Source organism: Streptomyces odontomachicola (assembly GCF_039605595.1).
GTDB lineage: Bacteria > Actinomycetota > Actinomycetes > Streptomycetales > Streptomycetaceae > Streptomyces.
The window spans coordinates 367,851-387,174 of record NZ_JBCFOK010000004.1 but is presented as its reverse complement, the minus strand read 5'-3'; the positions used below and the strand labels follow the sequence as shown (position 1 = coordinate 387,174).

At 69.8% G+C, this 19,324-nt stretch carries 21 protein-coding genes and 3 pseudogenes; 16 read left to right on the top strand and 8 right to left on the bottom strand.

The window, feature by feature from the left end:
• Window positions 1–297 precede the first annotated feature (297 nt).
• Window positions 298–658: pseudogene (locus ABEE00_RS09500) on the top strand (C40 family peptidase); the annotation flags it as partial.
• Between the two features lie 33 nt (window positions 659–691).
• Here the strand turns inward: ABEE00_RS09500 and ABEE00_RS09495 are convergent.
• The 6 genes and pseudogenes from ABEE00_RS09495 to ABEE00_RS09470 form a co-directional block, all read right to left on the bottom strand.
• Window positions 692–1,057 (bottom strand): hypothetical protein, encoded by a 366-nt coding sequence (locus ABEE00_RS09495; RefSeq protein WP_345744856.1) that lies wholly within the window; start codon window positions 1,055–1,057, stop codon window positions 692–694.
• Window positions 1,058–1,447: 390 nt separating this feature from the next.
• Window positions 1,448–2,663: pseudogene (locus tag ABEE00_RS09490) on the bottom strand (IS110 family RNA-guided transposase).
• Between the two features lie 345 nt (window positions 2,664–3,008).
• Window positions 3,009–3,479 (bottom strand): TrmO family methyltransferase domain-containing protein, encoded by a 471-nt coding sequence (locus tag ABEE00_RS09485; RefSeq protein ID WP_345744855.1) that lies wholly within the window; start codon window positions 3,477–3,479, stop codon window positions 3,009–3,011.
• A 38-nt stretch (window positions 3,480–3,517) separates the two neighbouring features.
• Entirely contained in the window at window positions 3,518–4,909 is a 1,392-nt protein-coding gene (locus tag ABEE00_RS09480) for an NsdA family TPR-like regulatory protein (protein WP_345744854.1), read from the bottom strand.
• A gap of 143 nt (window positions 4,910–5,052) precedes the next feature.
• Window positions 5,053–5,592: a GNAT family N-acetyltransferase gene (locus tag ABEE00_RS09475; protein WP_345744853.1), complete on the bottom strand. Its 540-nt coding sequence runs from the start codon at window positions 5,590–5,592 to the stop codon at window positions 5,053–5,055.
• Window positions 5,589–6,581 (bottom strand): NsdA family TPR-like regulatory protein, encoded by a 993-nt coding sequence (locus tag ABEE00_RS09470; RefSeq protein WP_345744852.1) that lies wholly within the window; start codon window positions 6,579–6,581, stop codon window positions 5,589–5,591. Before ABEE00_RS09470 ends, ABEE00_RS09475 begins: the two co-directional genes overlap by 4 nt.
• 746 nt (window positions 6,582–7,327) lie before the next feature.
• Here ABEE00_RS09470 and ABEE00_RS09465 point away from each other — a divergent pair.
• From ABEE00_RS09465 to ABEE00_RS09415, 12 genes are all read left to right on the top strand, one after another.
• A complete protein-coding gene (locus ABEE00_RS09465) occupies window positions 7,328–7,765 on the top strand; it encodes an ATP-binding protein (protein ID WP_345744851.1) in 438 nt (145 codons plus the stop codon).
• Window positions 7,765–8,316, top strand: a complete 552-nt coding sequence (locus tag ABEE00_RS09460; protein ID WP_345744850.1) for a hypothetical protein — start codon at window positions 7,765–7,767, stop codon at window positions 8,314–8,316. Before ABEE00_RS09465 ends, ABEE00_RS09460 begins: the two co-directional genes overlap by 1 nt.
• A gap of 17 nt (window positions 8,317–8,333) precedes the next feature.
• Window positions 8,334–8,618, top strand: a complete 285-nt coding sequence (locus ABEE00_RS09455) for a DUF7848 domain-containing protein (RefSeq protein WP_345744849.1) — start codon at window positions 8,334–8,336, stop codon at window positions 8,616–8,618.
• A gap of 185 nt (window positions 8,619–8,803) precedes the next feature.
• The gene (locus ABEE00_RS09450; RefSeq protein WP_345744848.1) at window positions 8,804–9,277 is read left to right on the top strand and encodes an NUDIX hydrolase; all 474 of its coding nucleotides are present in this window, start codon (window positions 8,804–8,806) and stop codon (window positions 9,275–9,277) included.
• Between the two features lie 28 nt (window positions 9,278–9,305).
• Window positions 9,306–9,494 carry a hypothetical protein gene (locus tag ABEE00_RS09445; protein ID WP_345744847.1) on the top strand — a complete coding sequence of 63 codons (189 nt, stop codon included), beginning with the start codon at window positions 9,306–9,308 and terminating at the stop codon, window positions 9,492–9,494.
• A 75-nt stretch (window positions 9,495–9,569) separates the two neighbouring features.
• Entirely contained in the window at window positions 9,570–9,851 is a 282-nt protein-coding gene (locus tag ABEE00_RS09440; protein ID WP_345744846.1) for a hypothetical protein, read from the top strand.
• Entirely contained in the window at window positions 9,848–10,114 is a 267-nt protein-coding gene (locus ABEE00_RS09435) for a hypothetical protein (protein WP_345744845.1), read from the top strand. Before ABEE00_RS09440 ends, ABEE00_RS09435 begins: the two co-directional genes overlap by 4 nt.
• Before the next feature lie 159 nt (window positions 10,115–10,273).
• The gene (locus ABEE00_RS09430) at window positions 10,274–10,405 is read left to right on the top strand and encodes a hypothetical protein (RefSeq protein ID WP_345744844.1); all 132 of its coding nucleotides are present in this window, start codon (window positions 10,274–10,276) and stop codon (window positions 10,403–10,405) included.
• A 64-nt stretch (window positions 10,406–10,469) separates the two neighbouring features.
• Window positions 10,470–12,242: an albusnodin/ikarugamycin family macrolactam cyclase gene (locus ABEE00_RS09425; protein WP_345744843.1), complete on the top strand. Its 1,773-nt coding sequence runs from the start codon at window positions 10,470–10,472 to the stop codon at window positions 12,240–12,242.
• Entirely contained in the window at window positions 12,235–12,519 is a 285-nt protein-coding gene (locus ABEE00_RS35800; protein ID WP_451918524.1) for a PqqD family protein, read from the top strand. Before ABEE00_RS09425 ends, ABEE00_RS35800 begins: the two co-directional genes overlap by 8 nt.
• Complete coding sequence (locus ABEE00_RS09420) at window positions 12,516–12,938, top strand: lasso peptide biosynthesis B2 protein (RefSeq protein WP_345744842.1); 423 nt, start codon at window positions 12,516–12,518, stop codon at window positions 12,936–12,938. Before ABEE00_RS35800 ends, ABEE00_RS09420 begins: the two co-directional genes overlap by 4 nt.
• A gap of 16 nt (window positions 12,939–12,954) precedes the next feature.
• On the top strand, window positions 12,955–13,947 hold the full coding sequence (locus tag ABEE00_RS09415) for a methyltransferase domain-containing protein (RefSeq protein ID WP_345744841.1): 993 nt from the start codon (window positions 12,955–12,957) through the stop codon (window positions 13,945–13,947).
• 133 nt (window positions 13,948–14,080) lie between these two features.
• Here the strand turns inward: ABEE00_RS09415 and ABEE00_RS09410 are convergent, their stop codons facing one another.
• Together ABEE00_RS09410 and ABEE00_RS09405 are read right to left on the bottom strand one after the other, a co-directional pair.
• Complete coding sequence (locus ABEE00_RS09410; protein WP_345744840.1) at window positions 14,081–14,770, bottom strand: GAF and ANTAR domain-containing protein; 690 nt, start codon at window positions 14,768–14,770, stop codon at window positions 14,081–14,083.
• 56 nt (window positions 14,771–14,826) lie between these two features.
• On the bottom strand, window positions 14,827–15,276 hold the full coding sequence (locus ABEE00_RS09405; protein WP_345744839.1) for an ANTAR domain-containing protein: 450 nt from the start codon (window positions 15,274–15,276) through the stop codon (window positions 14,827–14,829).
• A gap of 303 nt (window positions 15,277–15,579) precedes the next feature.
• Here ABEE00_RS09405 and ABEE00_RS09400 point away from each other — a divergent pair.
• The 3 genes and pseudogenes from ABEE00_RS09400 to ABEE00_RS09390 form a co-directional block, all read left to right on the top strand.
• A pseudogene (locus tag ABEE00_RS09400) lies at window positions 15,580–16,215 on the top strand (TetR/AcrR family transcriptional regulator); the annotation flags it as partial.
• Between the two features lie 324 nt (window positions 16,216–16,539).
• Window positions 16,540–17,991, top strand: coding sequence for an FAD-dependent oxidoreductase (locus ABEE00_RS09395; RefSeq protein WP_345744837.1), 1,452 nt, complete (start codon window positions 16,540–16,542; stop codon window positions 17,989–17,991).
• Window positions 17,992–18,119: 128 nt separating this feature from the next.
• The gene (locus ABEE00_RS09390) at window positions 18,120–19,229 is read left to right on the top strand and encodes a WD40/YVTN/BNR-like repeat-containing protein (protein WP_345744836.1); all 1,110 of its coding nucleotides are present in this window, start codon (window positions 18,120–18,122) and stop codon (window positions 19,227–19,229) included.
• Window positions 19,230–19,324: the final 95 nt, after the last annotated feature.

Sequence of the window (19,324 nt, the reverse complement as noted above, 5' to 3'; positions counted from 1 at the left end):
GTCTCCTGACTGGGGAAAGGCGTCTGTGGAATGTGGCGCGTGAGATTACCAGCGCGGCTTGCTGCCGCTCTTTACTGAAGCGGAACGGTGGCCGGGATGAGCAGGTCCCGGCCACCTGACCGCCGCCCCACGGGGATTTCGGATTCTTGACCGGCGCGGTGCCGGTGGCCTTTTCGACGAGAGCGCCCGCAGCGCGCCGCCTACGCACAAGGAGTTGCCGATGCGGCATCCCCTGGCACGCCCGGCGCCATGGCCGGGCCCGCGATACGCCCCTCGTCCCGCGTCCGTGCCGGGCTCGTGAACAAGACCGTGCTGCTCGTCGGCGCAGTGGTGTGCGCGCCGATGCTGCTGATCGCGCCCCTGACGATGGCAATTGCTGGTGCGCACAGCGCCGAGTCGGCCTGTAAAAGACGATGCGGGCGGCGGCGTTGACGCTGCGGCGGTCGGCAAGCAGGTGCGCTCGATCCTCGACGGCGGCAAGGCCGGTTCGGTTCGCGTCTCCGGTCTCGATGCCCCGAAGGAGCAGGTTCCAAATGCGAAGAAGATCCAGGCCACTGGTGTCGCGCTGAAGGTTCCGGCCCGGGGGCAGGTGGTCGCGCTGGCCACGGCCCTGCAGGAGTCGGGGCTGCGGAACCTGTCCTACGGCGACCGGGACAGCAGTTGCCCCTGGCCGGCTGGGTGAGCGGAGCGGCTACGCCGCCGGGCGGTAGCTGACCACCCTGCACTGCCTGCCTCCCCAGAAGTCCCCCGAGCCCTGCGAGAAGTCGCTAGCCTTGCCGCACTTGACGGTAGCGTTCGGGTAAGAATCGTTGCCGCCGGAGCTCGTTTCCTGCATCGCCTCATGAGCGTTGAACGTGGTCGGGGCGTATTCGCTTGATTCCGGCCACGCGGGACCGCCGCTGCAATGCAGACCGTTCATCAAGCCCTTTTGGTTCACGATGACCGTTTTGCAGTTCACTGTGCGTTCTGCGGCAGCGGCGGGGGTGGTGGTGAGGGCGATGCCGCTGGCGGCGAGAGCGAGGGTGGCTGTGATGGTGGCAGTGCGCTTGATGTTCACGGGGTTCCTTTTCGCATTGGCTGGTCGCAGGGCAGCGAGTCCAGCGCGTGTGGCGTCGACACCCTGTTGACGTGATGCGGCGAGCTGCTGGCCGGCATCGAGTCCGGGATTCACCCGGGGCCAGGGGAAGTTCAGTGACGTCGCGGACTCCCCCAGGAGTGGAGGCCCGGATTTGGGGAGCTTGTTCCTGTTCCTTGGGTGATCTCCTTCCCACTGGAGCGGCACCGGGTGTGCCGTCTCGCCGGAGGGGTTGCCCGCCCAGCCGGGAGCCTCCTCAATTCTTCGGGAGAAACCGCACGTTCGGGTGATTCCTCTTCCAGGCTCGGGGGTGCCTCTATGTCTTTCGTCAAGGCGCCCGGGTTCGGTTTGGGATGGTTTGACTTGCTGGGGTCATGCGGCGAGTTCGACGTCCTTGGGGACGCGGGGTTCGTAGAAGGTGCCGTCGCGGAGCATGGCGAACAGGACGCTGATGCGTTGGCGGGCGAGGCGGAGGAGGGCTTGGGCGTGGGTCTTGCCGCGGGCTCGCTGGCGGTCGTAGTAGGCGCGGGAGGCCGGGTCGGCGTTCATGCAGGCGAAGGCGGAGAGGAACATCGCCCGTTTGAGCTGCCGGTTTCCGCCTCGGGGTGCGTGTTCGCCGTGGATGGAGGTGCCCGACGACTTGGTGGTCGGGGCCAGTCCGGCGTAGGAGGCGAGGCGGGCGGCGGTGGGGAAGCTGGTGCCGTCGCCGACGGAGACCAGCCAGACAGCGGCGGTCCTGACGCCGACGCCGGGCATCGACGTCAGGACCGGGGAAGAGGGTGAGCCTCCAGCAGGGCGTTGATCTGGGCTTCCATCGCCCGGCGCTGGGTGTGGACGGCGGCGAGCGAGGCGGCCAGCGAGGGCACGAAGATGTCGAGGGTGCCGGTCCCCGGGACCACGACGGTCTGCTCGTCCAGTGCGTCGAAGACATCGTCGATCAGCCGCTGGGCCATGCGCGGGGCTTCGGGCGGATCAGCTCCACGAGTCTGCGGCGGCCGGCTTTGCGCAGGGCGGACGGGGAGCCGTAACGCTCCAGCAGCCAGGTGACGGCCTGGTGGTCGAGGCGAGGGCCCAGGACACGCTCCAGCGAGGGATGGAACTGGGTGAGCAGGCCGCGTATCCGGTTGCTGGTGCGGGTGGCCTCGGCGGCGAGGTCCTGGTCGAAGCCGACGAGGACGGTGAGGTGGGCGATGATCTTGTCGGTCAGTTCCAGCGAGCGCAGGGCGTGCGGCATCGTGCGGGCCGCGTCCGCGATCACCGCGGCGTCCTTCGCGTCGGTCTTGGCCTCGCCCGGGTAGAGGTCGGCGATCCGGCGCATGGCGAGTCCGGGGAGGTAGGCGACCTTGCAGTCCGCGTCGCGGGCGACGGTCAGCGGGAGGGCTCCGACCGAGGCGGGCTGGTCCACGATCACCAGGAGGGTGCCGAACTTCGCGGTCAGCTTGTCGAAGACGGCCCGCAGCTTCGGCTCGCTGTTGGGCAGCTGCTTGTCGAAGACCCTTTTGCCGGCCGGGGTCAGCCCGTGCCCGTGGTGAGCACTCTTGCCGACGTCCAGGCCGAGGAACACGCCCACGTCTTCGATCTCGAACATCGCGTCCTTCCCAGGGGTGTTGACGGTGCCGGCCTCGGCAGTGGTGTCGTACCCGCGCATCCACGTTATGCAGACCTGCCATCCGAGAGCTGTCCGGCATTGCGCCGGACCGGGTGGCGGCCGGACCTCTGATCAGCGTCTCCGACGGCACCTCCCGGGCCCGGTGACACCCCCCAGGCCATGCCTTCGACAGGGAGCAACAGTCATGCCGGGCACGGAGGCCAGCGGTCCCGTTGCAGGACCGCGGAAAACATAACGGGGCGTGCTTGGCTGGGACGTTGGGGAAGCGACACGGGGGACGACGGGCAACGTGCCGTACGACGAGCCTCTACCGTGCCAGTCCCATCACGCCTTCCTGGCCCAGTAATCCGTCAGCATCTCGCCCGGCCATGCGGGCTCGTGGACCTCCCCGCGCGGCCCCATCTCCGCGAACCAGGGCGACAGGTCGTAGATCTTCGTTCCGACCACGGCGTCCAGGTCGGTCACGTGCAGCCTGAGCCCGTCGGCCTTCAGCAGCCGCGGGAAGCTCTGGGCCAGTTGGTTGGGCCGACGGTGGTTGCGGTGTGCGAAGGTTCCGGTCGCCGGCCACTGCGGGTTCCCGCGCGGGCTGCGGGCGTGGTACTCGACGTCGTCGGGTGATGCCTGGTCGAAGTGCCATACGACGACCAGGTGGGAGAACTCCTCCAGGCCCTGCACGGAGTCGAGGGGGAACTGCTCGTCGAGCTGGATGACCGACTCGACGCCTCCCCAGTAGTCGTCAGCGACCTCGGTACGGCCTGCGACAACTTCCCCGATCGGCTTGATCTCCATAACCATGGCCCGGCCCTTCGGTTGAGTCTCGATGACGCGGATGATCAATCTACTTGGGCCAGGTACGCGGCTGCACGGGCGTCGAGCACGCCCAGTGCGGGGATGCCGCGCTTGCGGTAGGGCGACAGAAGCTGCCGCATGTCCACGACCGTCTGACGGGCGCGTCCCGAGTAGATCCCGTCCTCCATCGCGTCCAGGACGGTCGTCCACGTGGCACAGGCTTCTTCGACGCTGCCCTGTGCGATCTGCGCGGCGCCCATGTATCCGAGCGTGACCGCGTGCGTGCGCCGGAAGGCAGCTCCGCGGGTCCGTACGGAGCGGCGGAACTCCTTGATTGCGCGCTGGTGGTCCCCGAGGTCCCGGACGGTGCACGCGGTCTCGTGCGCGAGCGACGCCTCGCCGAAGAAGAAGGTCCGGTCCGGCTCCCTGATCCCGTCGTGGGCGTTCGACAGGTCGTCCTCGGCGCGAAGCAGCGCCTTCGCCGCCTGCTGCTTGTGGCCGTTCGCCGCGAGAGTGCGGGCGTACACCACGCCGAGGAGTGCCCTCTCGCGGGGTGTGGCCGCCGCGTACCGCTCGCCGTGCACCGAAGCCTGCGCGATCTGGAGGGCGTCACGGCGGAAGCCCAAGTCGAGCGCCTGGTGCGCCATAGCGCGCAGGATGTGCCCGCTCAGGGGCGCGTCGCCGGAGCGGGCCGCGAGCTTCACCGCGGTGTTGAAGCGGCGGAGCGCGACGGCGTGCTCGCTGTTGTCGAAGGCCATCCAGCCGGACACGTAGGCGAGTTCGGCCGAGGCGGAGAACATCGCGCGCCGGGTCGCGTCGTCGGCGAAGCCGCCCCTAAGGAAGTCGTGGGCATCGTGCTTGAGGTACTCGTCCACCGCCCGCCGGCCGTGGCCGCCGCCGCGCCGCTGGTCCATGCGCGAGAAGGCCAGGGTCAGCTCTCGTACCGTCTCGACGTCTCCGTGTCCGACACGCTTGCCCGTGGACGGCTCCTCCGTCGGCGGCCTGGACATCTCTTCCCACCAGGTTTCGTCCGGCAGGAGCAAAGCCGCCGCGGAGTAGACGCCACTCGCCAGCAGGCCACGCCGGTCCGTGTCCACTCCGCTCTCCAAGTCAGTCAGCGCGATCAAGGGATCGACGCGCCAGTCCAGCGCCCCCTGCGCTGGTGAGGTGGAAGCTGCGAACCCGGCCTCTTCCGGCGTGATCTCACGCTTCAGCCGGCGGGACAGCGCCTGGCACAAGATAGCTGGCGCGACTCCTGTCGGCCGGACGCCCGCCACCCACATGCTCATGTGAGAGCGGCCGACCGTGGAGTTCTCCAGCACCTTGCCGTTCAGCGTCTCAGCGGCGACCCGGTTGTACGCGGCAGCCGCCTGTGCCCGTGACCAGTCAGCTTCCAGGAAGAGCTGGGCCAGCCGCTCGTTCCTCTGTCGCGCCATCTTGCTTCCCTGCCAGCGAACTGATCTTTGACCACGTTGACCGACCCGTCCCGGATCGTCGCGGCCGGCGAGTACCGCTCCAACGTAGAGCTGAACTGCTCGCGGACGCAGCGGAGATGACTGAGCATCGCCCCTGCGAGCGGTCAGGCGGTCGGACGGATCATCACGGTGAGGCGGGGTGAGGCCGGAGACGGCTGGCTGTGACCGATGTCCGCGTACCCCCACGACCGATACAGGTCGTGGACCTTCCCGTCCCCGGCTGCTTCGTTGACCATGAGCGTCACGTGCGGCTCGTCACGGCCTGCGAGGAGCGCGTCGTGGATGTTCCGCGCTACTCCGGTGCCGCGCCACGCGGGGGAAACGCCGATCTCCTTCAGCGCCAGGGCTGCACGCGCCGTGTACTTCTCCTCCGGCGGCGGGCTGGTGCGCTGCCAGTACCGGTCGCCTTCCTTGATGGTGTTGCCGTAGGCGTAGCCCACCGGTTGCTCGCCGTCGTAGGCGAGCACTGCCTGGAAGCCGGGTTCGGCGCCGTGCCGGTCCAGCCGCTCGCCGAAGGAGGAAACCGCGTAGTTGGCCAAGTGCAACAGCGGTGCCCGTACTTCGGCATACACATTGAGCAGGTCGGCGCGGACGGCGTCCAGTTCGGTGAAGGAGCGGAGGTCGATGGCGGGTGCCGAGGTCATGCGTGGGGCCTCCAGGCGGCGGTGTGCTCGGTCCAGGTACTCGCGCTGGTGCTGCCCGGGGCGGTGGCTCGCAGGGCAGCACCGAACTCCTGAAGCATGCGCGATACACGGGCGTGATGGGTAGCCGCCTCCTTCGTCACGTTCATGGCGGTGGCGGTGGCGGTTTCGACGTCGCCCTGGGCGAGCTGCGCCTGTGCAAGGCGGCTCGTGGCGATGGCGCGTGAGCGCTGCATATGTCGCCGGAGTACGGCCAGGCATCGGTGCGCGTGGTACTCGGCGGTGGACCAGTCGCCTGCGGCGAGGTGGGCGGTCAGGGCGAGCGAGTGGAGCTCTGCCTCGTCGTAGAAGGCGGTGAGCCATACCGGCCGGGACTCGTCTCGAGCCGCTCGGCTCATGGCTTCATGCGCTTGATCGAAGGTGCGGGGCAAGCTTCGCCGCTCGTGGGCGACGCCTTGGATGGCCATCTGACGGGCCATGCCGAGCGAGGCGAACATCGGGTCGCGTCGGGTGATGTGCAGGTTCCGCGCGACGTCGTTGGCAGCTCGCGCATCGGCCGGGCGCCCCATGTGCCGGTAGAGGCTGCCGGCGTGCGACCAGATGCGGAACTTGATGGTCTGGTCGCCGGAGAGCTCGGCCAGGGCCTGGGCTTCCCGCATGTGGGCGATGGCGTCTTGGAAGCGGCGGCCGTCGATGGCAGCCCACATCGCCGACGAGCGGAACGAGGCCGCGGTGGCGTACAGATGGCTCCGAACTCGCTGGGTGGCGCTTCCGGAGTTCTGGAGGTTCAGAGCAGAGTCGGCCAGGTCTACGGCCCGCTTCTCGATGTCCAGCTGTCCGCCGCGCTGGTGATCGCTGGCGACCACAGCGGCGAACTTCTCTTGCAGACGTCCGACATCGCTCATGCCGATCCTGCGCGTCGAGGCGCCTGCCGGTGCGGCGGCAGCCACGGCCGCCGAGACAGTTCCGGCGACGAGGGTGCGGCGGTACATGGGGTCCTCCTGCGGTGGGGCTGCCGTGGGTGAGGAGCGGCCCCGTGGCACGAACCCTAAGTCGACGGCGGACAACCCCGAGATGTCCTCCAGGACCCTTCGCGTCGCCGTGTTGGGCCATCGGACCCGCCCGGATCGCCACTCCCGGACGTGACGGCCGTCGTACGTCCCGGGTCTGCCGGTGAGGTCCTCAAGGGCTGAATTAACGGCCCTGGCCAGGCTGTTGGCGCTGTGCTGATGGTTTTCCATCCACGCTTCAAGAGCCTCGTTGCGCGTGGTGCCCATGACCGCACCGTAGACCGTCGCGCACGCACAGCAAGGTAAAGGAGTTACCAAAACCCCCTAGGTCGCACATCGCGGTTCTCTGCTTGGCCCCCTAACCAGCCGCTGTTGGGGCGGAGTTATCTGTTCCACGAGACGCCGGGCTGCTCGCGCACCCCTCGCAGACCGTCGTGACGGTGCGCACGAGAGCGAGCCGACGACGAACCACAAACGATCTTTGACCACCTTGACCACCTCCAAGCCCTTGTCCCCATGCCGATTGCACCGGCTAAGCGGTTCGCTCTTGTAGGTAGGCCAACTCCACGACGGGCGGGAGTACCCCACATGAACTCCTCCACTGGCAGCTCCAGTGCCGTGTGCCCGACCGACGTCAGCCAGCGTCGGCGACGGGCCGCAGGTGCCGTGCGCCACGAGAAGGCCGTGCACCGCGCGCTGCCCTGGACCGTCCACCTGGGAGGCTCCCGATGACCTCGGCCACAGCAGCAGTCGCACCAGTTGCGGCGCAGCCGCTGCCGCAGACGTCGCGCGCCTTCGAGGTGGCCTTCGCCCCGGCCCGGCCCCGGGTCGGGCACATGCGCCGGATCACCAGGGCGTACCTGGGTCTGTGGGATGTGGCCAGCCCGGTAGCCGAGGATGTGGTGCTCGCCGTCTCCGAGTTGGTGACCAACGCCGTCGAGCACGGCTGGGGAGACGTCGCCCTGCGAGTGCAGCACACCGACGAAACGCTGCGCGTCACGGTCACCGACGGAAGCCCGGCCCCGGCCAACCTGCGTTCCGCCGACGACGACGACGATTCCGGCCGCGGTCTGCTCCTCGTCGCCGTCCTCGCGCACAAGTGGGGCATCGGCGACAACGGCAGGACCACCTGGTGCGAGTTCCGCGCTCCTGCGAGTAGGCCGTGATGATCGCGACCAAGCGCGAGAGCGCGGCGGTGATGGCCGGGCAATGCTCCGCCGACGAAATGACGGCCGGCATGGTTCTCTTCGGCCTGCGTCGCTCCCTCACCCGAGAGGCCGTAACCGACGAGCTTTATGACGACCTGGACGCCGGTCTCGGCGAGGGGGCGAGGCCCGCCGCGGACGAAGTCGCGGCCATCGCCGACCGGTTGCGGACGGCCACGACGGCGCTCGTGCAGATCGTGCCCCACCTCGTTGTGCCGTACCCGGTCGACGAAATACGGCGCGTGATCAACCTGAGCAGTTCAGCAGCCGGCACCAGACCAGGCCCGCGGGCATCTCGTCCGTTTCGCCCTGGCCATCCTCGCGCTCCTCGACCTGATGGGGGATGCCGCCGCATGACGCGCTCGATCGCGCCCCTCCGAGGTCGCCGAAACGGTCGGGGCTCTTCACGAGCACCGGACCGCGCAACCGTGGGCTGCGTCGCCTTCGGCCTGCTCCTGCTCCTGCTCATCTCCACAACGCTCGTCGCCGACGAGGTTCCGTGGTCGCGCTGACCATGAAGGGAAGCACCGTGCAAAGCCCAACCAGCTCCACACGCGCCGCCGTTGGTAGCTGCTGCCTCGGGGAGTCGTACCGGTTCCGCGAGTACGCCTTCGTCCGAGACGACGAGCCCGACGCCGAACCCACGATGTTCGCGGTGCAGTGCTGCGTGTGCCGCGAGCAAAGCGAGTTCAGCGAAGACCCCGAGGACGGGTCGAGTTGGGGCCTCGACCACCTCGAAACCACCCGTAAGCACTTCACGTACCGGCTGCTGCGCACCACGCCCGTACGGGCCGCACCCGGAGCCTGGCTGTGAAGCCGCCACGCACGTGTCGTGCACTCCATCCCGGCCGACGACGCTCTACGTGCCCGCCTCGGACTGCCCTAACTCCCCCAAAGCCCCCGCCCCTTGTCGCGGTCGACACGTCGAGGCTCCCCCGAATCTCGGCCTCCCGCGGCATGGGGCGGGCACCACCCGACCCCGACCAGAAGGAGAGCAACGTGCACCACGACACCGATTTCGTCAGCCCGCCGGCACTTCGCCTCGGGTGCCTGGCACTGATCACTTCTCCGGCGGGGGTGCTCCTCGTAGAGAAGCGGTACAAGGAGGGGCCCGAGGCATGGGGGCTGCCCGGCGGCTGCGCCCACCTGAACGAGGAACCCCGCGAAGCAGTGCGGCGTGAGGTCCACGAGGAGACCAGCTTCGACGTCAAGCCCGACGCCCTGCTGGTCATCCACTGGATGCCGGCCACCGGCACGGCGTCAGCGGGCATCAACGTGGTCTTCGACTGTGGGGATCTGTCCCACGACCTTCCCCCACGGCTGCCCGCCGAAGAACTCAGCTCATACCGCTACGTACCCGAGGCCGAGCTCGATTCTGTCGCGGCCCCCTACACGGCGTGGCGCGTCCGAGCCGCGCTCGCCGCCCGCGCCGGTGACGCCGTCGAGTACCTCACCGGACACCCCTCCCACTGACCGGCCCTCGCTCACCGGAGCCACAGCCATGCCACAGAAGCGCCCTGAGCCCGGAAGTCACCAGCAGTGGGCACAGCACCACGCCCAACAAGGCGGGAACGACCACCGCAACAGCGGCATCAGCGCACGCTACGAAATGCGCAAATCCAACGTCGAGGGCAAGAAAGCCATGAAAGAGAACAAGGAGAAGAACGCGAAGGCGAAGAAGAAGCGATGAGGCTCCGGCGACCGCGGCCACGGCCGCCGGAGCAGAGCGCCGTCAGACCAAAACCCATCGACCTGAGAAGACGCAATGAGCGACTTTATCGACTGCCTAAAGCTGTGGCTCGGGGAACCCTCCCGCCGCGCGCTCCGCGCCCTGGGACAACGTCTCAACGCGCTGCTGTCCCGGCCCACACCACCCACCGCCCACGAGGTGCTGCCCGCCCCGCCTCCGCCTACCTACGCACGCCGCCCGCTGCCGCCGCACCTACGCGCACAACAGCAGCCCATCAACGGACACACCCTCGACATGCTGCGTCCGTACGTACGCGAGCGGCACACCACCGCGGCCACGGCGCGGGAGTCTGCGTGATCTGCCCGCTGTGTACGCACGACATGGAGCAGCTCAGCGGCGACGTCTTCGAGTGCGAGGGCGACGCCGTGCTCTTGTGCCTGCGCACGTCGCCCCAGGGGCGACGCCTGGCCCTGATCGTGCCGGACGAGCAGACCGCACGCGCGGCCAAGCAGAACTCGCTGTGTCCTCGCCACGATCACGGACACGTCCGCCGCAGACCCGCACCGCCTGTTTCCACGCACACGGGTTGGGGCGCCCCCACGCTCCTGCGCCCCAGATAGGGCGCAGGTCGTAACCCCCGGGGCCCCGCCGGTTGAAGAGGACAGCACCGTCCGGGCCCCGGGCACCACTTCCCGACGCACAGAGCGGCATGTGCACCACCGGGCTGGCGACGGGATGCGGAGAAGTCACGCAAGGGCCAACGAGAAGGGAGGAACGTCATGGAACTCGATGTTTGCGAGCCGGACGATACCTACGCCGCTCCCGTGCTGGTGGAGCTGGACACGGTTCCCAACATCACCTTCGGCAAGTACGCCGAGGACACCCAGGACCAGGACCGCTACTTCGAGTAACGCGCCAAGCGGGGCCCCGGGGTGCCCGGGACCCCGCCCCGCCCTTCTGCCGGAAGGTGACGACATGCCGCTCACCATCAGTAGCCATGCACCAGACGCACCTGGTCACCCCCTGTGGTCTGCTGACGAACCCCCGCTCGTCACCGGGACAGGCGAGACCTGTCGGTTGGTGAACGACGGCCCGCTTCGCCTTGTTGTCGCCGGGCACTGCTATGCCCACGACCACGAACTGCGCCGAGCGCTCACAGCAGTTCGTGACCACGACTGGGCGGCCCTGACGGTCTGGCCTGGCAGCTACTGGGTCGTCGCGGACGACGGCGAAACCACTGCCGTGCTCACGGATCTCGCCGCAACGCGCCCCGTGTACTACGCCAGCGGCTCTCGCACAGCCTGGTCAACTTCAGCCAGCTCCCTGGCGCACCGCCTGGATGCAGGAGTGGACTACTCCTCCCTCGCCGCCCGTTTGATCTGCCCCACAGTCCCGGAGATCTGCGGCCAGAGCACCACGTTCCTCGGCATACAGCGGCTACCCGGAGGCCACGCACTGACGATCAGCCGCAACGGTGGCAGGCGCATCGTTGCCTACGAGCGGCGCCGCACCCTGCCGTTCGACCAGGCCGCCAGTGAACTGCGGGAGAGCCTGCTCGAAGCGGTTCGGCGCCGAACGGACTCCACCCCGCATGTCACCGCGGACTTCTCCGGCGGGCTGGACTCCACCAGTATCGCCCTGCTCGCTCTGCGAAGCGGTTCGAAGCTGGTGGCCGTGAACCACCACCCCGAGGGCGTCAGCGACAACGACGATTTCGTGTACGCCCAACGGGCCGCCGCCGACCAACCCGGGCTCACACTCCGTACGGTTGGCGACAACACGGGGCTCTTCTTCGATGACCTGGACTCGGCTCCCTCCACCGACCAGCCCTTTCCGGACGCCGCGCGATGGCGGATGCGCTTCGCCTACCAGCGTCACTGCGCCGAGGAGGGCAGCGAGCTGCATCTGACCGGCTCTGGTGGAGACACGCTGCTGACCGCCTCCCCGTACTACCTGGCCGACCTGACGGGAGCAGGTCTCCGACATTTCCTGGAGCACTGCCGGATGCGCGCCCGGCTCCGCCACTTCCCCGTGCACACCGTGGCGACCACCGCCGCGCTCACCTCCCGCACGAGCAACGCGACAGCCCTTCACCAACTGGCCCGAGACCTCGCGGCCGGCATCCCTGTACCGCCGCCGCACCGCGCCGCCAAGGAGAGCCTGGGCTGGATGCGGCTGTCCGGTGCCCGTTCCTGGCTGACTCCTGATGCCCGCCACCACCTCAGCCGGAAGTTCGAGGAGGCCGCCCGGGAGAGCGCCGTGCCCCGGAGTGAAACGAGCCGTCATCGACATCTGGCCGAACTCCACGAGTTCGGCTCCTGGGAAGCCGAGCTGCGCACGCAAGCTCAGGGCATGGGCATCCCGCACCACGCACCGCTGCTGGACACGACGGTCGTCCGAGCAGCCCTCGCCGTACCGGTGGCGGAGCACGCTTCTGTCACGGCGCAGAAGCCTCTGCTGGGCACGGCCCTGAGCGGACTCGTTCCTGAGTGGCTGCTCCAACGCACCACCAAAGGCGCGTACTTCGGAAACGCGTACACCGGCCTGCGTCGCAACGCCGACGCGGTGAGGGAGCTCTTGCTCGACAGTCGCCTCGCGGCCGAAGGCTGGATCAACGCCGACACCGTACTCGCCGAGGTCGACCGGCTCACCGCCGGAGCGGCCGGAAAATGGGCCGCCCTGGAAGCGGTCGTCACCACGGAGCTGTGGCTGCGCCAGCACGCGGACTCCGGAGGCGCCCATGCGTGACCTGACACCGTCCCCCACGGTCTACGCCACAGTGACCGAGCGAGGGGCGATGCTGCTCGACATCCGCCGGCGAGGTCGCTGGTACGCGCTGTCTGCGTCCGGAGCACTGTGGTGGCGACACCTGGAGGCCGGTCTCACCGTCGATGAAGCCGCCGCCCGAGTAGCCGAACAGTACGGAGTATCCGCGGAACGAGTGCAGAAGGACATGCACCAGCTCGCGCACGACCTGCGTAACCGCAAGATACTTCGACCCACACGCAGGGGGCGGCAGCGGTGAGCATTCCCATGGCAACGCCATCGGGCCAGCACTCCCGGCCTGCCCTTCCGGACGCGTTGTCCGCCCTCCTGGCAGTCATGGTCGCCGTGACGCTGGTGAAGGTCTCCCCCTTGCGTGCGACGCTCGCGATCGTCGGGTTCCTCAAGCGAACCACGCGCCGGACAGCCCGCGTCAGCGACGCCCGAACAGCGGTCGCAGCCCGGGACTGGGCCGTGCGGTACTTCCCTGGCCGCGCCGCCTGCATGGAACGTTCCCTTGCCGCTTTCCTGGTCTGCCGCGCGAGGGGACGGGCGGTGGACTGGTGCCTGGGCTGCCGTTTCGACCCCTGCGAAGCCCACGCCTGGATCGAGACGGAAGGCGAGGCCATCGGCGAACCCGTCAGCCCCGACCGCCCCCTGTACGTAACCATTCGAGTCTGAGGAAGGCCCACAACCCGTGACAGCAACAACCGAGGACCTGGTCGCCCAGGCCACCCACGAACTGCCCCCCGCTCTCTTTCACGGAGAGGACGGCCGCGCGGTTCGCCCCTGCACTCCGCCGGAGACGACCACCCGCCATCTCCGGATGCTCGACCTCGCGCCTGGGCAGCGCGTCCTGGATATCGGGCTGGGCTCTGGCTACTCCGCGGCGCTGACCGAACGCATCACCGGACCCAACGGGCGGGTCATCGCGATGGAGATGAACGCCGAACTGGCCGAGCGCGCCAGCGTGCTGTTCACCGAGAACGGTCTCGATGTAGACGTCCGGGTCGGAGACGGCATGTTCGGGTGCCCGGAGGAAGCGCCGTTCGACCGGATCCTCGTCGGCGCCACACCGCCGCACATCCCGGCCGCCTGGCTCGAACAGCTCCGTCCGGGAGGCGTGCTCCTGTGCGGGGTACGGATCTCCCCGCTGCCCGGCGCCTATGCCATCGCACGCATCACGGTGGACGAGCACAGCAATCCCGACCAGGTCGAGGCGCATTCCGGGGGCTACACCCCCATGACCACGGACGTGAAGCACACCGTGGACTCGTACTTCGAAGACGGCACATTCCTGAGCACCCTGGCACCCCGGTCAGAGGCGGAGCATCGGGCACTGGCCCACGCCTTGACCGATCAGCCTCACACGGAGCCGTCCCAAGTAGGGGGCCAGGAAGCCTTTCTCCACTTCAAGAACTGGCTCATCGCCGAAGAGCCAGACGGGCTGATGGAGGCAAGTACCCGACACGGCCCCGGGATCGGCCTGGGACACCTGGACGAAACAGGCGCTGCGGCGGCGTATGTGACGCCAGACCTCCTGGTGACTGACCATGAGAGGTCCGAGTCGGCTCGAACTTTGCGCGACCTTGTCGACCACTGGCACAGCCAGGGGGCCCCCGAGACGAGCAGCTTGTGCGCAGCCCTCAACCGCTACGACGAGGCATGGAGGATCTCCGTGACGAGGTGATCTCCCCCTGGTATCAGGGGAAGACGCTGCCGCAGATCACCCTCCGACCGGCGCCGTACATCCGTCCGGAGCCGCCACCACCGACGTCGTCCACGTTGGCGGCACCTCGGCACGGATGCGCCAGCTCATCGGGTCAGGGTCGGTCGAGGCGGAGTCGTCGGGCGACGTCCCGGAGCGGGCGGTTGTGGGTCCAGGCGTGCAGGCGCAGGTGCAGAAGTGCCTGGTCGATGGTCACCCCCAGTTGGAGGGTGAGCATGCCGGCGGCCTGGTGGACCTCGGCCCGGTGCAGGTCCAGCACGGGGTCGGGGCTCGGGGGCTGGGTGAGGGTGGCGGTGGGGGTTTGCAGCAGGAGGTCCAGGGCCACGCGGGCGAAGGCGTGGACGTCACCGACCTGCTCGGGCGGGAAGGAGCCGGGTTCCCTGCGGCAGCCGGTGAGCACGCCGACGACGGCCGCCCCCAGACGCAGCGGGGCAGCGATGATGCCGCGCACGGCCGTGTCGTGGGCGGCGGGAGCGAGGACGGGCCAGCGCTCGTAGCTGGCGGTGAGATCGGAGGCGCTGACAGTGTGGCCGGTGTGCGCGGCTTCCGGGGTGGGGCCCTCGCCGAGGGTGTACTGCAAGTCGTCCACGGCTGCTCCGAGTTGGTTGGCGGGGTCGGCCCACAGCAGTTCCAGGGAGCCGCTCGCGGAGAGCATGCTGAGGGTGACGGCATCCACGCGCAGAAGCGGTGCGATGGTGGCCGCCGAGGCGGCGGACAGGTCATGGCCGGTGCGTGCGGAGTCGTTCAGGCCGCTGAGGACGGCGGCCAACTCGTTTGTTGGCATGAGGGACACCCCCCCGGGCGTCGGAGTACGGGGCCCGGGACCCGCACGGGGCTGCATCAGGGTGACCTGTCGAGTGCGGCTGGAGGGTTGCCTCGCGCGATTTGGGTGGCCAGTTCGGTCAGGTGCTGCTGGTGGGAGCGTGCGTGGCCGCGAAGGCGGGTGAAGGCCTGGTCCACCTCGACGTCGAAGCGCTCGGCGAGTATTCCTTTGGCCTGCTCGATGACCAGGCGGCTCTCCAACGCCGTCCGCAGCTGGCTGACCACCTTCTCCCGCGAGCGCAGCTCGTGCTGCTGGGCGAAGGCGGAGCTGGTGGTGCTGGCCAGGACCCGGGCCAGGCGCAGGTCCCGTGCGCTGAGGTAGGGCGGGGTGGACATGAGCAGATTGGCGGCGCCCAGGGGCAGGTGCGGGGTGTGCAGCATCACCGCGGCCACCGCGGTGATGCCGGCCTCGCGGGCGCGGGGTACGAAGCGCGGCCACCGCTGATACCCCGTCAGGAAAGTCAGCATCGAGTCAGCATGAGTCCTGCCAGACCTGGTTTCAGCCGACCACACATGCACCGCGCAAAGATTACGAGATACGCACTCTGACCAGCTAAAATGCTGGCCACAAGCCTAGGCCGCAACAGAGCCCTGAGCCGGTCTGGGCGATCCCCCGCGTCGCCCAGACCGGCGGTCGCAGTGGGCACTCGCCGGTACCGACGGGTAGGCCCGAAGCCGGACTGTGTGTAGTGCCCGAGGCCGGGCTGTGTGCGACTGCCCGGGGCCGAGCTGCGTATATTGGCTGTGGGCCAGTCAACGCAGGAGTACAGCATGTCCCCTCGAAGCGCCTCGGTCAATGAAGAGTTGCGCCGCCGATCGCGCGAGCGCCTGCTCCAGGCGACCGTCGATCTCGTCGGCGAGCGCGGTTACGAGGCGACCACGCTCGGGGACATCGCTGACCGCGCAGGCAGCGCCCGCGGCCTGATCTCGTACTACTTCCCGGGCAAGCGGCAGCTCTTCCAGTCTGCCGTCCACCGGCTGATGCATCTGACCCTGGACGAGGCGCTGCACCGCGCGCCCCTGCCCGAAGGCCCGGAGGCGGGGCAGGAGTCGCTGGCCCGCGCGATCGACGCGGTACTGGGCCTCGCGCGGGACCGCCCCGTACTGATGCGGGCGCACATGGCCGGGATACTCCACGCCGAGCAGGGCTTCGTGCAGTGCGACGAGCAGCAGCGGCTGGCACACCTGCTGAGCAGCACGGTCACGCGGTACGGCTCCCCCGACCCGGAGACCGACTACCGGCTGCTGCGCGCGCTGCTGATGGGCGCGGTGGTCGGGGTGCTGCTGCCGGGCGCGCCGATGCCGGTGGAGCGGCTGCGGGCCGAGCTGTTCGCGCGGTACGGACTGCGCTGGGAGCTGGGCATGCCTCCGGCCTCCCCGCCGGAACGCCCTGGCAAGAACGCCGGAACGGTCGGCCGCAGCCGCGAACTGCCAGGTCAGCGCGAGCGGCTGGAGGACGCGGAGAGCGGCGCTCCGGAGGGCCCGGCGGCAGGCGGCCCGGCGGAAGGTCCGGCGGATGGAGCGGACGCGGTGGCAGACGGTCCGGCGGATGGAGTGACCGGGAGCGCGCGGTCGGACGAGGGTGCTCCCGGGCGCTGACCTCACGCTCCTGCGCGGGGCCGCCGGAGACCGCGCCCCCCGCAGCACGCCCGGCGGCTCCGGATCCTCCCGCGGCGTGCCGCGCGGTGCCATCCTGGAAGGCCACCGGCCCTCCGCGGGAAGGAGCACGCCGTGCCATCCGCGCCCACGCCTCCACTGCGCGTCGCCGTCGTCGGATCGGGCCCCAGCGGTGTGTACGCCGCGCAGGGGCTGGTGGAGCGCGGGGGTGAGCTCGGGGTCCCTGTCGAGGTGGACGTGCTGGACCGGCTGCCGTGCCCGTACGGGCTCGTGCGGTACGGCGTCGCGCCCGACCACGAGAAGATCAAGTCCCTGCAGCGGAACCTGCGCGGGGTGCTGGAGCTCCCCGGCGTGAGGTTCCTCGGCAATGTGCAGGTCGGCGAGGGCGGGGTGCCGCCCGCACGGCTGCTGGAGCTCTACCACGCGGTGGTCTACTGCGTCGGCGCGGCCACCGACCGGCGGCTGGGCATCCCCGGCGAGGAGCTGCGCGGCAGCCACTCGGCGACCGAGTTCGTGTCCTGGTACAGCGCGCACCCCGATGCAGCGCGCACCTCGTTCGGCCTGGACGCGCGGCAGGCGGTGGTGATCGGCGTCGGCAACGTGGCGGTGGACGTCGCCCGCGTCCTGGCAAGGGGCGCCGACGACATGGTCCCGACCGACATGCCGGCCCGCGCTCTGGACAGCCTCGCACGGAGCACTGTCACCGAGGTCACGATGGTGGGGCGGCGGGGCCCCTCGCAGGCCAAGTTCACCACCAAGGAGCTGCGCGAACTGGGCGCGCTCCGGGAGGCGGCGGTGGACGTCCGGGAGGACGAACTCGCCCTGGACCCCGGATATGTGGACCCCTCAGGGCTGTCGGGGCCCGCGCGCAGGAATGTGGGGGTGCTGCGCGAGTGGGCGGCCTCAGCCGAGTGCGGCGGCTGGGGCGGCGCTCACGGAGGCTCCGCGCGTCGCCTCGCGCTGCGGTTCTTCCTGCGCCCCGTGGAGATCCTCGACGACGGCCGCGGCGCCGTCGCCGGCGTCCGCTTCGAGCGCACGCTGCCCGAGGAGGGCCCGGACGGCCCCGGCTCGGGCGGTACGGGCGGCGTACGGGGCACGGGAACGTACGAGGACGTGCCCGCACAGCTCGTGCTGCGCTCGGTCGGCTACCGCGGAGTGCCGTTGCAGGGGCTCCCGTTCGACCCGCGCACGGGCACGGTGCCGCACGCCGGGGGGCGGGTGCTGCGGGACGGCGCGCCCTCGCCCGGCGAATACGTGGCGGGCTGGATCAAGCGCGGGCCGACCGGAGTGATCGGCACCAACCGCCCGTGCTCCAAGGAGACCGTGAGCTCGCTCCTCGCGGACGCGCCCGAGCTCATGCGCGCGGCGGGTCCGCTGGAGCGCGATCCGCTGCCGGCCCTGGAGGCGCTGAACGGCGCACGCGGCGGACCGCCCGTGGACTGGGCCGGCTGGCTCGGCATCGAGGAGGCGGAGGCGGCGCTCGGCCGCGGCCTCTCCCGCAACACGGTCAAGATCCCGGACTGGGAGGGGCTGCTCACCGCGGCGGCGGCCGGAGCGCGCAGCTAGCGTCCGACGCGGGGGGGCGCCTCCATGCCGTGTGACCTGCGGCGATGCCGTCTCCAGGGCGATTGTCAGTGGCGGGGTGCAGACTTTCGCTTACTCGGACAATGACGTCTCGGAGGCGGTGACCGCAAATGTCGGACGTACTACTCGCGGTGGGCACGCGGAAGGGCCTGTTCCTGGCCCGCAGGCCGGTGGGCGAACGGGCCCGCGACGGCTGGGAGTTCACAGGCCCCCACTTCAACGCGCAGGCCGTGTATTCGGTCGGCATCGACACCCGCCGCCCCGGCGCCCCGCGCCTGCTGGCCGGAGGGGACAGCGCGCACTGGGGTCCCTCGGTGTTCCACTCCGACGACCTGGGCGCGACGTGGACCGAGCCGGGCCGCGCCGCGGTGAAGTTCCCCCAGGACACCGGGACTTCACTGGAGCGCGTATGGCAGCTCCAGCCGAGCGGGGCCGACGAGCCGGACGTGGTGTATGCGGGCACCGAGCCCGGCGCGCTGTTCCGCTCCGAGGACGGCGGGGAGAGCTTTGCGCTGGTCCGGGAGCTGTGGGAGCACCCGACCCGCACCGAGTGGGTGCCCGGCGGAGGCGGCCTCGGGCTGCACACGGTGCTGGTCGACCCGCGCGACTCGCGGGCGGTCACGGTGGCGGTCTCCACCGGCGGGGCCTACCGCACCGGCGACGGCGGCAAGAGCTGGGAGCCGTGCAACCGCGGGGTGCAGGCGGCGTTCCTCCCGGAGAGCATGCGCTTCCCGGATTACGGCCAGTGCGTGCACAAGGTCGCCCGCGACGCCGAGGACCCCGACCGCCTCTATCTCCAGAACCACTGGGGTGTGTATCGCTCCGACGACAACGCCACTTCCTGGACGTCGATCGGCGACTCCCTGCCCTCCGACTTCGGCTTCCCCGTGGCCGCCCATCCGCGCCGCGGCGGAGTCGCCTACATCTTCCCGCTCAACGCCGACTCGGACCGGGTGCCGGCCGGGCACCGCTGCCGGGTGCACCGCACCGAGGACGCGGGCACCACGTGGGAGCCGCTGGGCACCGGCCTCCCGGAGAGCGCGCACTACGGACCGGTGCTGCGGGACGCGCTGTGGACGGACGACGCCGACCCCGCGGGCATCTACTTCGGCAATCGCAACGGCGAGGTCTTCGCCAGCGCCGACGAGGGCGAGAGCTGGCGGCAGCTCGCCGGACACCTGCCGGACGTGCTCTGCGTACGGGCGGCGGTGGTCGACTGAGGACGCCTTCACGGAACGGCGGCCCCGGGGCGGCGGGGAGCGCACAGGAAAGCGGCGGGAACGGACAGGAGAACGGGCAGGAGAGGAGGCGCGGA

What these genes read in the sequence shown, in the direction of transcription:
- ABEE00_RS09480 (WP_345744854.1), bottom strand. Translation starts at nt 4,909, where the DNA reads ATGGCGCGACAGAGGAACGAGCGGCTGGCCCAGCTCTTCCTGGAAGCT.
- ABEE00_RS09465 (WP_345744851.1), top strand. Translation starts at nt 7,328, where the DNA reads ATGACCTCGGCCACAGCAGCAGTCGCACCAGTTGCGGCGCAGCCGCTG.
- ABEE00_RS09485 (WP_345744855.1), bottom strand. Translation starts at nt 3,479, where the DNA reads ATGGTTATGGAGATCAAGCCGATCGGGGAAGTTGTCGCAGGCCGTACC.
- ABEE00_RS09405 (WP_345744839.1), bottom strand. Translation starts at nt 15,276, where the DNA reads ATGCTGACTTTCCTGACGGGGTATCAGCGGTGGCCGCGCTTCGTACCC.
- ABEE00_RS09440 (WP_345744846.1), top strand. Translation starts at nt 9,570, where the DNA reads ATGAGCGACTTTATCGACTGCCTAAAGCTGTGGCTCGGGGAACCCTCC.
- ABEE00_RS09410 (WP_345744840.1), bottom strand. Translation starts at nt 14,770, where the DNA reads ATGCCAACAAACGAGTTGGCCGCCGTCCTCAGCGGCCTGAACGACTCC.
- ABEE00_RS09470 (WP_345744852.1), bottom strand. Translation starts at nt 6,581, where the DNA reads ATGTACCGCCGCACCCTCGTCGCCGGAACTGTCTCGGCGGCCGTGGCT.
- ABEE00_RS35800 (WP_451918524.1), top strand. Translation starts at nt 12,235, where the DNA reads ATGCGTGACCTGACACCGTCCCCCACGGTCTACGCCACAGTGACCGAG.
- ABEE00_RS09460 (WP_345744850.1), top strand. Translation starts at nt 7,765, where the DNA reads ATGATCGCGACCAAGCGCGAGAGCGCGGCGGTGATGGCCGGGCAATGC.
- ABEE00_RS09390 (WP_345744836.1), top strand. Translation starts at nt 18,120, where the DNA reads ATGTCGGACGTACTACTCGCGGTGGGCACGCGGAAGGGCCTGTTCCTG.
- ABEE00_RS09425 (WP_345744843.1), top strand. Translation starts at nt 10,470, where the DNA reads ATGCCGCTCACCATCAGTAGCCATGCACCAGACGCACCTGGTCACCCC.
- ABEE00_RS09475 (WP_345744853.1), bottom strand. Translation starts at nt 5,592, where the DNA reads ATGACCTCGGCACCCGCCATCGACCTCCGCTCCTTCACCGAACTGGAC.
- ABEE00_RS09430 (WP_345744844.1), top strand. Translation starts at nt 10,274, where the DNA reads ATGGAACTCGATGTTTGCGAGCCGGACGATACCTACGCCGCTCCCGTG.
- ABEE00_RS09445 (WP_345744847.1), top strand. Translation starts at nt 9,306, where the DNA reads ATGCCACAGAAGCGCCCTGAGCCCGGAAGTCACCAGCAGTGGGCACAG.